Source organism: Magnetococcales bacterium, assembly GCA_015232395.1.
Lineage (GTDB): Bacteria > Pseudomonadota > Magnetococcia > Magnetococcales > JADFZT01 > JADFZT01.
Genome location: JADFZT010000052.1, coordinates 24,470 through 35,574, shown reverse-complemented (window position 1 = coordinate 35,574; position 11,105 = coordinate 24,470). Strand labels below are relative to the sequence as shown.

Here is an 11,105-nt window from a genome sequence, read left to right as displayed (position 1 = left end):
CTGAAAAATCATACCATAAATCCAGGATCCAGGCACGGCATCACGTTTCCAAAAGAGCGACTTTTTGCGGGAGACTCTTTCATGTTCTTTCCTGGTCTGCTCTTGCGTTTGCTTTAGCTGTTTCCATAACAAGATCAAGCTAGCTGTAGTGATTGAAGCAGCGATCGCTATGACAATTTGAGCTATTTTGGCAGCAGTCTCAAGATCAACAGACATCTGTTTTTCCTTGATAAAGCGTAATAGTGTGGTTCTGATATCCGAGATGGTGCGGCCTTGGTGAGGGCCGCACCATCTCGGGAAGGGAGTATCAATACCGATAAGCCTCTGGCTTGAAGGGGCCATCCTGGGAGACGCCGATATATTCCGCTTGCTTCGGAGTCAATCTGGTCAGGTTGACCCCCAGCTTGCCCAGGTGCAGTTGGGCGACTTTTTCGTCCAGCTTTTTCGGCAGCACATACACCCCCACCGGATATTGGTCGGGATTGTTCCAGAGTTCGATCTGGGCCATCACCTGGTTGGTGAAGGAGTTGGACATCACGAAGCTGGCGTGACCCGTGGCGCAGCCCAGGTTGACCAGGCGTCCCTCTGCCAGCACGATGATCCGTTTGCCGTCCGGAAAGATCACATGATCCACCTGGGGCTTGATGTTTTCCCAGGTGAGATCCCGGATACCGGCGATGTCGATTTCCGAGTCAAAGTGGCCGATGTTGCAGACGATGGCCTGATCCTTCATCACATCCATGTGGGCCCGGGTGATGACATCGACGTTACCGGTGGTGGTGACGAAGATATCCCCTTGGCTTGCGGCTTCCTCCATGGTGACCACCCGGTAGCCTTCCATGGAGGCTTGCAGGGCGCAGATGGGGTCGATCTCGGTGATCCAGGTGGTGGCACCCATGCCCCGGAAGGCCTGAGCACACCCCTTGCCCACATCTCCATACCCGCAGACCACGGCAATCTTGCCCGCGATCATCACATCGGTGGCCCGCTTGATGCCATCGATCAATGATTCCCGGCAGCCGTAGAGGTTGTCAAATTTGGATTTGGTGACCGAATCGTTGACGTTGAAGGCGGGCACTTTGAGGGAGCCCTCCTGCATCATTTCATTCAAACGATGCACCCCGGTGGTGGTCTCCTCGGAGAGGCCCCGGACACCTTTCATAAGCTCAGCATATTCCGGGCGGTGCAGCACCAGCGTCAGGTCTCCGCCGTCATCCAGAATCATGTTGGGCACCCAGCCGTCAGGGCCTTTGATGGTCTGGTCGATGCACCACCAAAACTCCTCTTCGGTCTCTCCCTTCCAGGCAAAGGTGGGAATATTGGCCGCAGCCATGGCCGCAGCGGCGTGGTCCTGGGTGGAAAAAATGTTGCAGGAGGACCAGCGCAGTTCAGCCCCCAGATCCACCAGGGTTTCCATCAGCACGGCGGTTTGGATGGTCATGTGCAGACAGCCGGCAATGCGGGCGCCCGCCAGAGGTTTTTTCCCCTTGTACTCTTCCCGGAGGGCCATCAATCCAGGCATTTCGGTTTCAGCGATGGCCACTTCCTTGCGGCCCCATTCGGCCAGGGAAATGTCTGCCACCTTGTAGTCGGTAAAAGAGGCGTCGGCCCGTTGTAGATTCGATGCGGAGCTCATTAAAGTATCCTTGCCAGCTTAGAGAGTCGTGTTTGGTTAGCGTTTGAAGCTTACAGGCCGGCGGCATCTTTGAGTGCTTGGGCCTTGTCGGTTTTTTCCCAGGTAAAATCAGCAATCTCACGCCCAAAGTGGCCGTAAGCGGCGCTTTGGCGGTAGATGGGGCGCAAGAGATCCAGCTGCTGGATGATCGCTTTGGGGCGCATGTCAAACACCTCGGCAACCAGCTGTTCGATTTTGGCATCGGGGATGGTGCCCGTTCCAAACGTATCCACCATCATCGAAACCGGATTGGCCACACCGATGGCGTAGGCCACTTGCACCTCACAGCGATAGGCGAGACCGGCTGCGACGATATTTTTCGCCACATAGCGTCCCATATAGGCGGAGGAGCGGTCGACCTTGGTGGGATCCTTGCCGGAAAAAGCGCCGCCACCGTGGTGGCCGGTACCGCCGTAGGTGTCGACAATGATCTTGCGCCCCGTCAGGCCACAATCCCCCACCGGGCCACCAATGACAAAGCGTCCCGTGGGATTGATATAATATTTGGCATCCCCCTTGAGGAGTTCGGGGGGCAGAGTGGGCTTGATGATCTCTTCAATCACCGCCTCTTCCAGGGTTTTGTGGTCCACATCCGGGTCGTGCTGGGTGGAGAGCACCACCGCATCGATCTCTTGGGGTTTGCCGTCCACATAGCGGATGGTCACCTGGCTCTTGGCATCGGGTCTCAGCCAGGCCAGCTTACCTGCCTTGCGGACCTGGGCCTGTTTTTCCACCAGGCGATGGGCATAGTGGATGGGGGCGGGCATCAACACCGGGGTCTCTTTGACGGCGTAGCCGAACATGAGTCCCTGATCACCGGCTCCCTGGTCGAGATCGATCCCTTCTCCTTCGTTCACCCCTTGGGCGATATCCACAGATTGTTTGTCCAGGGAGACCAACACCGCACAGGAGTCGGCATCAAAGCCCATGTCGGAGGAGGTGTAGCCAATCTCACGAACGGTGTCCCGGACAGTCTGGGTATAGTCCACCACCGCATCGGTGGTGATTTCACCGGCGATGGTGACAAAGCCGGTGGAGATCATGGTTTCGCAGGCGACGCGGCTTTTGGGATCCTGAGTGAGGAGGGCGTCGAGAACAGCATCGGATATCTGATCGGCCATCTTGTCCGGATGACCTTCGGAAACGGACTCGGAGGTGAAGAGGAATTGTCGGCTCATGGATGAAGCTCCGAATGGGGATGAAGTGATGGAAAAAAAGAAGGATCATTCAAAAGGATTAATCGAAAGGGCCAGGGGAAAAAGGGTCGGAGGTGGATCCTGGCCAAGTGTCCTTGATGACCATTCCACAGAATATCACAAGGCAGAACCTCTTCGCTATCGATAATTTGTCCATTGATTTTGGTGTCGGAAGCGTCGTGACGGGGGAAGAATGAAAGATCAAGTGATTGATAAATAGCTTGTTCCAGGGAAAGAGGATTTTGAAAAAGGGTCAGTGAAAGATGTGGTCAGAACCCAGATTATCGTTGAGAAATTCCCCCAGTTGAGCGGTAATCGATTCGTGGGAGTTGCGCTCCATCACCGATCGGGCTAGTTCAACGACCTTTTTATGTTCAACCTCCCGAATGGTTTTGCGAATCATGGGCAGGCAGTTGGGGGTGATGGAAAGCTCATCCAGACCCATGCCCACCAGCAGCACCGCAAAACGGGGATCACCGGCCATTTCACCACAGAGGGAGACTGAAATGCCGTGGGAACGGGCTGCTCGTACGGTCATGTCGATGAGGCGTAAAACCGCTGGATGGGAAGGGGCATAGAGATAGGCGACCGATTCGTTCATCCGATCCACGGCCAGAGCAAACTGGATGAGATCGTTGGTGCCGATGTTGAAAAAATCGACCCGGGGGGCGAGTTGGTCGGCACACAGAGCCGCCGAAGGAACCTCCACCATGATCCCCACCTGAATCCCGGGATCAAAGGGGATATCCTCCCGCACCAGGGCTTCCTTGGCTTCCGCCAGCAGTTCCAGAGCCTCTTCCAGCTCTTCCAGACCGGTGATCATGGGGAGCAAAATGCGGATGTCCGCCTTGGCGCTTGCGCGCAGGAGGGCACGCAGCTGGGTGTTGAAAACCGCCTTCTCCTGCCTCAGGCAGAGGCGGATCGCTTGCAGCCCCAGGGCTGGATTGATACCGGAGCTGTCCCGGTTGAGGCGAAAGGCGTCCGCCTGTTTTTCTCCCCCCACATCGATGGTGCGAATGGTGATCGGTCCACCCGTCATCACTTTTCCCGCCTCCAGAAAAGCTTGATAAAGCTCTTCTTCGCTGGGCAGGGTGGTGCGGTTCATGTAGAGGTGTTCGGTGCGATAGAGTCCAATGCCATCGGCACCGACGAGGGTGGCTTTTTTGGCATCGTGGGAAAATTCGATATTGGCTTTCAGACGAACCCGGTGGCCATCTTTGGTGAGGGCTGGCTCACTGCTCTCCTGAATCATCTGCTTGCGGTAGGAGCGGAAGCTGTTGCGCCTGGTTTCAAAACGGTCAATCGCCCCCAACCCGGGGTTGATGGCCATTTTGCCCGAGAGGCCGTCCACCACCAACCGGTCACCGGTTCGGGCCTGGCTGGTAGCTCCTTTTACCCCGACAATGGCAGGGATGCCCAGGGATTTGGCCAGGATGGCGGTGTGGGAGGTGCGCCCCCCCACTTCGGTCACAAAACCGAGGACTTTATCCTGATCCATCAGGAGGGTGTCCGACGGGGTAAACTCCTGGGCCACCAGGATGACCGGCTCGGGAAAGTCGGAAAAGGTTTCGAAACGGTTGCCCATGAGGTTGTTGAGAATCCGCTTGCCGACCTCTTCGATATCCCGCTTTTTTTCCCTCAGATAGCTGTCTTCCATGCGGTCAAAGACCGCCATGATATCCCCCAGATAGCGTTTCACCGCCCATTCGGCATTGCAGCGTTGGTTGTTGATATGGGCGAGAGGTCCTTGGCGCATCTGGTTGTCTTCCAGGATCAGCAGATGGGCTTCCAGGATGTAGAGCATCTCCTGGTTGTGCTTGCCTCCTTTGAGGCGATCACGGATTTCCTGAATCTGCTGGCAGGAGAGTGTGACGGCATCGAAAAAACGCTGTCGTTCGCCATCCAGGTGGTCGGGGGTGACGCAATATTCCGGAGAGTCGGGCATGCCCCGGGCGATGAGGTGAGCTGTACCGATGGCGATCCCCGGAGAGACGGGAATACCCCGCAGGGTGGACTCCGGGGAGAGGTCGGGGCCGGGCAGGGAACTGTTTCCCGGCTCGCCATGGGCTTGGGCACCATTCAAGACTCCAGAAGAGCTTTTTGGTTCAGGGGGGGAAGCAGGCCGGGATGTGTCGGAAGGGCCGGTCATCGTCCTTTGCGATCTTCGCCGAATTTTTTGCCGATCAATTTTGAGAGATCTTCCAAAGCTTTCTGTTCGTCCGATCCGATGGCGCGAATAATCACCCGGTCCCCTTTGGCTGCAGCCAGCATCATGATGCTGATGATGGACTTGCCGTCCACCTCAATATCGCCCTTGATCAAGCGGATTTCCGATTCATAGAGGGCCGCTGCCTTGACAAACTTGGCGGCAGCCCGGGTATGCATCCCCAGGCGGTTGATGATGGTCACTTCCCGTTGGGGCATGGCGCACTCCTAGGAGCCTCTGGAGCCCCGGGGGGTCTCCCGGGCCACATCCAGGTGTTGAATCAAAACTTGATAGCCCGCCTGCTCCCGAAGTCGTTCCACCAGCCGCTCCACCAGATAGACCGAACGGTGACGCCCTCCGGTACAGCCGATATCCACGGTGAGATAGCGTTTTTTTTCCTGACGATAGCGGGGGATCAGATAGGTGAAGAGGGATTGGAGATGGTCGAGAAAAAGTTGCGCCTCCCCCTCCTGCTCCAAAAAATTTTTCACCGGTTCATCCAAACCGGTGAGGGGGCGCAGTTGCGGGTCATAATAGGGATTGGCCAAAAAACGCCCGTCCAGCACCATGTCCGCGTCGGTGTTGGTGCCATATTTAAACCCGAAGGAGCGGATGAAGACCCGCAGATCGTCGCCTTCACCTTCTTGAAACAGCTGGTCCAGGCGCTCCTTGAGTTGATGGACCGTAATGTGGGAGGTGTCGATGATCAGATCCGCCATGGCCCGCACCCCTGCAAGCCAGGAAGCCTCCAGCAAAATCGCCTCCCGCACGGTGCGGCCCTGGGCCAGGGGGTGGCGCCGACGGGTTTCCCGATAGCGGGTGACCAGGCGTTCGAAACCCGCCTCCAAAAAAATCATTTCAAAACGTTCGGCCATGGCCGCCAGGCGTTGATGAAAGCTGGTAAAGGTGGCCAGGCAGTCCCGGTTGCGGATATGAATGCCGATGGCGACCTGACGAAAATGGTCCTCTTCATCGAAAAAGTGTTCCACAAAGGGGATGATGAGCTGCATGGGCGGGTTGTCCATCCAGTAAAAGCCCTGATCCTCCAGATATTTCAGAGCACTCGATTTGCCCGCACCACTCATCCCGGCAACCAGGACCAAGCGACGGATTTTTTGGGGGGGCTTCACCATCACTCCTCGTTGAACGCCAAAGTGGCCTCAAAGAGCGCCTGGGCATCCGAGGCTGCCAGGAGTCGATCCCGGGAGGCTTGGCTGCGTAACAGGCGGGAGATGGACGAAAGGGCTTTCAGGTGGGGAACGCTGGAGCCCAAAGGCGAAAGCAGCGCCATCACCAGGTGCACTGACTTGCCATCCATGGCGTCAAAATCGATCCCCCCGGAAACCCGCGCCAGAGCGGCCATGGGCGTGGTGATCCCCACCAGTTTGCCGTGGGGAATGGCAATGCCCTGACCGATGCCTGTGGTGCCCAGTTGTTCCCGTTCTTTGAAGACCTGCAAGATTTCTCCGGCAGAGACGTCGGGCAGGTCTGCCGCCAGGATTTCGGCCATCTGGGAGAGGACCGCCTTCTTGTCATCCACCGCCATATCGACGATAACCCGGGATGGAGCCAATAGCTGTTGCATTTGCATGATGGTTTGAGCTTCGTTGCTGAAAGTCTGATCCGATTGGTTTTATAAACGCCAGAGTGGTCTCTGGTTGGTTTTTTTGTTTTTGACCCGTCCAGGGTTGGTAATAACCATCGTCGGCAGGGAGGATAAGCTCCCCCTGAGTCTGCCCCCCCTCGGGTTGTTTCCTGTTCTGTTTTTCTTCGTTTTTTTGCCGGTCCCGTTGCCGTCGGTGTTTCCGGACAGCAGGCTTACCCACCCCTCTTAAGGGAGGATTCCTGGCGTCAGGAGAGTTGCTTGCGTCTGGAAGAAGAGGGTATTCCCATGGAATCCCGATATTTGGCAACCGTCCGTCGAGCCACCTCCACCCCTTGCTCCTGGAGAAGCCGGGCCAGTTTTTCGTCTGAAAAAGGCCTTCTGGGCGGTTCGCTGTCCACCAGCTTGCGGATTTTATATTTGACCGCTTCCGAGGAGTGGGTATCCCCGGTGGGGGAAGAGAGGGAGGAGGAAAAGAAATATTTCAGCTCAAAGATACCCCGGGGGGTGTGCATATATTTGTTGCTGGTGACCCGGGAGGTGGTGGATTCGTGTACCCCGATGTCGTCGGCCACATCCTTGAGGATCAGGGGTTTCAGATATTCCTGGCCGTGGTCGAGAAAATCCTGCTGAAAACGCACGATGGACTCCGCCACCCGGTAGATGGTAGAGGCCCGCTGTTCCAGGCTTTTGATCAGCCACTGGGCGGAACGGGCATTTTCAGTTAAAAAACGCTTGTCCGAAGCCGAGGCCCGGCTGCTCAGGTTATCCTGATAGTAGCGGTTGATGCGCAGCTTGGGCATGGTGTCGGGATTGACCTCCACCACCCACTTGCCTTCGTGTTTGCGGACAAAAACGTCGGGTGCGACATAGTTGGCGTGGTCGTGACCAAAGGCGAGCCCGGGCTTGGGGTTGAGGGAGTGAATCACCGCTACCGCTTCGGCGAGTTCTTCCTCGTTGAGTTTGAGAATCCGCCGCAGCTTGCGAAAATCCCGCCGGGCCAGGTCGTTCAGATGTTCCAGAAGCCCGGTATAGGGCTGGCGGGCCATCTTGAGATTTTTGAGCTGTAATCGCAGACACTCCGCCAAATCCCGGGCACCAACCCCGGCAGGCTCAAAGGAGTGCACCAGGGTTAGAACATCTTCCAGCTCCTCTTCGGGAATTCTGGTCAGTTCCGACATCGCCTGCAGGCTGGTGGTGAGATAGCCGTTGTCGTCGATGGCGTCGATCAGAATCAGCCCCAGCTCCCGCTCCCGGTCGTTCATGGCGGATACACCCAGCTGCCAGGTGAGATGGTCTGCCAGGGTTTCCCCTCGGGTCAGGGTGTTTTCCAGGGGAGGGGCTTCGGTGGAGCCGGAATTTTCGTAGGTGCCGGGGCCCGAATCACCATAGACATCCGACCAGTCGGCATCCACGGGGAGTTCATCGTTGAGCTGGGTTTCGCTGGTGGCGCTGTCGGTGGGGGCTTCTTCTTTTTTGGCTGACTGTTCCGGCGGAGATTCCTGGGTGGGGGTCGGGGTTTCCTGGGCTTCCTGGACCTCCGAGCTGCTCCCCGAGCCATCGTCGGCCCGCTCCAGCAGGGGATTTTTGTCCAGCTCCTCCTGCAGGTAATCAGCCAGCTCCAGGCTGGACATCTGCAGGAGTCGAATGGCCATCTGCAGCTGGGGCGTCATCACCAGTTGCATTCCCATTCGTAGCTTTAGTTCCAACCCCAGCGCCATTTGCGGTCCTTTGCGTGTTTGGTGTTACCCAGCCTGATGATCCTTTCAGGCCGCCTCTCCAGACAACCTAACATCCCGCACCGGCTACTTAAAGTCGAAATACCCGATTATTTCGCTTAAATGGCCGATTTGTTGCTTAAATGAGCCATCCTGCCAAAAAAATCCGCCAGCTACACCCGTTTGGATGATTCAACAAGCGCCCAAGCCCCACGCTTCAGCCGGAATGAAGCCTGACACGCTATAGTCATTCGAATCAAGAATTGGACATATGCCGTTGCCCTTGTTTCGTCATTCCCGCGAATGCGGGAATCCAGAGTGCCTGGCACGGAACTTTCCAAATCTTGCTTCACTTTATCAGCAAAACTCCGGCCTTTCTGAAGATTTGGTTTTTCCTTAGAGGGCAATCATCAGCTCACTGGATCCCCGCCTTCGCGGGGATGACGAGTCAGAGAAGAGTGTCTGATTTTTAGGTAGGCTTGCTATAGCCAGAAAAAAACACCCTCTTGGCAACGACCCAGTCGCTATTTTAAAGCCCCCATCAGTGATAGGAAAGCGATGGCGGCAGCGGTGGCGGAAACAGCGAATGTTCTGTCGGGGGGGAGGGATCAAAACGCAGCGCCAAGCCCGGGAATCCTACATTCGGAAATCTTCTCCCAGATACATTTTGCGTACCCCCGGATCATGGACCACCTGCTCCGGATTGCCCTGGGCCAACACCCGACCTTCGGAAAGTATATAGGCCCGGTCGCAGATTCCCAATGTTTCCCGAACATTATGGTCGGTGATCAGGGTGCCGATGCCCCGGGCTTTGAGGTGGCGGATGATCGATTGAATATCCTCCACCGCCAAAGGATCCACGCCGGCAAAGGGTTCATCCAGGAGAATATATTTGGGCTCGATGGCCAGCGCCCGGGCCACTTCCACCCGCCGTCGCTCACCGCCGGAGAGGGTGTAGCCGTAGGTGCGGGAGAGGTGGGCGATGCCCAGCTCCACCAGTAGCTCTTCCAGGCGCTCCAGGCGCTGTCCCCGGGTGAGTGGCAGGGTCTCCAGGATGGCCAGGACGTTATCCCGTACTGTCATTTTGCGAAAGACCGAAGGCTCCTGGGGCAGGTAGGAGATGCCTGCCCGGGCCCGGCGATACATGGGCTCCCGGGTGACATCCCACTCATCCATCCAGATGGAGCCGCCATCCGGGGCGATGAGGCCGACCACCATATAGAATGTGGTGGTTTTACCGGCGCCGTTGGGCCCCAGCAGTCCCACCACCTCCCCCCGATTCAGCTCCAGGCTGACCTTGCGGACCACCTTGCGGCCCCGATAGTTTTTTTTGATCTCCTCCACCCGCAGGCATTGGGAATCGTTTTGAGGGGCTTTGTGGTTTTTTGGATCAGGATTGGCCATGGATTGGGTCACGGTTTTCCGGAAAAGCCCGAGGTTCCCTTGGGAGAGATGCGCACCGAGACCCGGCCACCCTTTTCCCCCAGAACCGATGATTTTTCGATGCGGCGATCCTGACCGATGCGCAATAGAATGGTTTTACCTTCCACCCGGTCCTTGCCCTTGTTGATAACCGCGTTGTTTTTACCCCCCAGCAATTTCAGGGTGCGCTCGTTGATTTCATACACAGCGGCGCTGGCCATGCCGTGGTGGCCGGAATTTTTGATCACCACGTTGCCGTCGGCCCGAATGGAGCGAATGCGCTCACCGGTTTTTTGGGCCTGGGTGTCGGAGTTGTAGCGAACCGTCATTTTGTCAGCCGCAAGCCACATCTCCCCATCCATCGCCTTGACACTGCCCTTGAAGACCACGGTCTGTCTCTTGTCGTCCATCTCCAGGCTGTTGGAGGTGATGGTGAGATCCCCCGCTTCGGCCCAAGCGGCCGCTGGTTGACACCCCAGCACCAGTAAGAGGAGTGCCACAAGCAGGCGTAGCTGTTGTGAATCGTATTTTAATGTCTGCATGGTTAAACCAACTCCCCAAACCGTCAGACTGCCCAAGTTGTCAGACCGCCCAAATTGTCAGAGCATTCCAAACCGTCACACCGCTCAAATTGCCAGAGCATCCCAGACCGTCAGACCGCCCACTACCCAAATGATCAGACCGCCCGAACCGCTAGACGGCCCCCCCCAAACCGTTCGGGATAACCATTTTGACCCGCTGTTTCACCTTGAGAAGCCGTTCATCCTGTAGCAGGGTCAATCCTTCCCCGGCCAAGTGCATGCCATGGCCTTTGAAGCGAAACTTATGATCGGTATAAAGCATGCGTTGGGCGGGATCAAATCGCAACTGTTCCGTGGAGAGGCGGCCCGTATCACCATCTTCCACCAGTACCTCCTGGCTGAAGGTCATCTCCCTGGTCGCTTTGTCGACGATCCCCTGATGGGCGCTGACCCGTATTTCAGACCCCTGTTTGCGAAAGATGGAGAGCCTGGGATCCTGGACCACGATGCGGTTTCCAGGCTCTTCCACGGCGCTGGGAGCCGTCAGGGTCCATTTGGTCCGCTGCTCTTCGTCATACTGCACCAGCCGGATATCGGTCACCTGAGGGCCGTCGATTCCCAGCTTGGCCTGGATCTCCAAACCATCCCTGGCTTCCAGGGCCACGGGCCGTTGGAGATACCAGCCGATGGTCAGGGCAATGCCGAGAGAAAAGGCCAGAAAGAGATATTTCAGATGGTGGCCTTGCACCGTCTCTCCTCTCCTC

11 protein-coding genes are annotated in these 11,105 nt (G+C 56.9%); all 11 read right to left on the bottom strand.

The features are described 5' to 3' along the window. A partial coding sequence (locus tag HQL52_14005; protein ID MBF0370562.1) for a hypothetical protein occupies positions 1-216 on the bottom strand: 216 nt, incomplete at its 3' end. 91 nt (positions 217-307) lie between these two features. Further along, entirely contained in the window at positions 308-1,636 is a 1,329-nt protein-coding gene (locus HQL52_14000) for an adenosylhomocysteinase (GenBank protein ID MBF0370561.1), read from the bottom strand. Positions 1,637-1,686: 50 nt separating this feature from the next. Further along, positions 1,687-2,853 carry a methionine adenosyltransferase gene (locus HQL52_13995; protein ID MBF0370560.1) on the bottom strand — a complete coding sequence of 389 codons (1,167 nt, stop codon included), beginning with the start codon at positions 2,851-2,853 and terminating at the stop codon, positions 1,687-1,689. A 271-nt stretch (positions 2,854-3,124) separates the two neighbouring features. After that, positions 3,125-5,020, bottom strand: a complete 1,896-nt coding sequence (gene ptsP, locus HQL52_13990) for a phosphoenolpyruvate--protein phosphotransferase (GenBank protein MBF0370559.1) — start codon at positions 5,018-5,020, stop codon at positions 3,125-3,127. Then, a complete protein-coding gene (locus HQL52_13985) occupies positions 5,017-5,295 on the bottom strand; it encodes an HPr family phosphocarrier protein (GenBank protein ID MBF0370558.1) in 279 nt (92 codons plus the stop codon). The genes ptsP and HQL52_13985 overlap by 4 nt, the downstream gene beginning before the upstream one ends. Before the next feature lie 9 nt (positions 5,296-5,304). Further along, positions 5,305-6,210, bottom strand: a complete 906-nt coding sequence (gene rapZ / locus HQL52_13980) for an RNase adapter RapZ (GenBank protein ID MBF0370557.1) — start codon at positions 6,208-6,210, stop codon at positions 5,305-5,307. Then, a complete protein-coding gene (locus HQL52_13975) occupies positions 6,210-6,668 on the bottom strand; it encodes a PTS sugar transporter subunit IIA (GenBank protein MBF0370556.1) in 459 nt (152 codons plus the stop codon). The genes rapZ and HQL52_13975 overlap by 1 nt, the downstream gene beginning before the upstream one ends. A gap of 260 nt (positions 6,669-6,928) precedes the next feature. Then, positions 6,929-8,371 carry an RNA polymerase factor sigma-54 gene (locus tag HQL52_13970; GenBank protein MBF0370555.1) on the bottom strand — a complete coding sequence of 481 codons (1,443 nt, stop codon included), beginning with the start codon at positions 8,369-8,371 and terminating at the stop codon, positions 6,929-6,931. Between the two features lie 663 nt (positions 8,372-9,034). Continuing rightward, entirely contained in the window at positions 9,035-9,802 is a 768-nt protein-coding gene (gene lptB, locus HQL52_13965) for an LPS export ABC transporter ATP-binding protein (protein ID MBF0370554.1), read from the bottom strand. A gap of 8 nt (positions 9,803-9,810) precedes the next feature. Next, the gene (locus tag HQL52_13960; GenBank protein MBF0370553.1) at positions 9,811-10,362 is read right to left on the bottom strand and encodes a hypothetical protein; all 552 of its coding nucleotides are present in this window, start codon (positions 10,360-10,362) and stop codon (positions 9,811-9,813) included. A 151-nt stretch (positions 10,363-10,513) separates the two neighbouring features. Next, on the bottom strand, positions 10,514-11,089 hold the full coding sequence (gene lptC / locus HQL52_13955) for an LPS export ABC transporter periplasmic protein LptC (protein ID MBF0370552.1): 576 nt from the start codon (positions 11,087-11,089) through the stop codon (positions 10,514-10,516). Positions 11,090-11,105: the final 16 nt, after the last annotated feature.

Bases quoted from the DNA above. Each gene is read 5' to 3' on its own strand.
- HQL52_14000 (MBF0370561.1), bottom strand. From the start codon at position 1,636: ATGAGCTCCGCATCGAATCTACAACGGGCCGACGCCTCTTTTACCGAC.
- HQL52_13995 (MBF0370560.1), bottom strand. From the start codon at position 2,853: ATGAGCCGACAATTCCTCTTCACCTCCGAGTCCGTTTCCGAAGGTCAT.
- ptsP (MBF0370559.1), bottom strand. From the start codon at position 5,020: ATGACCGGCCCTTCCGACACATCCCGGCCTGCTTCCCCCCCTGAACCA.
- HQL52_13985 (MBF0370558.1), bottom strand. From the start codon at position 5,295: ATGCCCCAACGGGAAGTGACCATCATCAACCGCCTGGGGATGCATACC.
- rapZ (MBF0370557.1), bottom strand. From the start codon at position 6,210: ATGGTGAAGCCCCCCCAAAAAATCCGTCGCTTGGTCCTGGTTGCCGGG.
- HQL52_13975 (MBF0370556.1), bottom strand. From the start codon at position 6,668: ATGCAAATGCAACAGCTATTGGCTCCATCCCGGGTTATCGTCGATATG.
- HQL52_13970 (MBF0370555.1), bottom strand. From the start codon at position 8,371: ATGGGAATGCAACTGGTGATGACGCCCCAGCTGCAGATGGCCATTCGA.
- lptB (MBF0370554.1), bottom strand. From the start codon at position 9,802: ATGGCCAATCCTGATCCAAAAAACCACAAAGCCCCTCAAAACGATTCC.
- HQL52_13960 (MBF0370553.1), bottom strand. From the start codon at position 10,362: ATGCAGACATTAAAATACGATTCACAACAGCTACGCCTGCTTGTGGCA.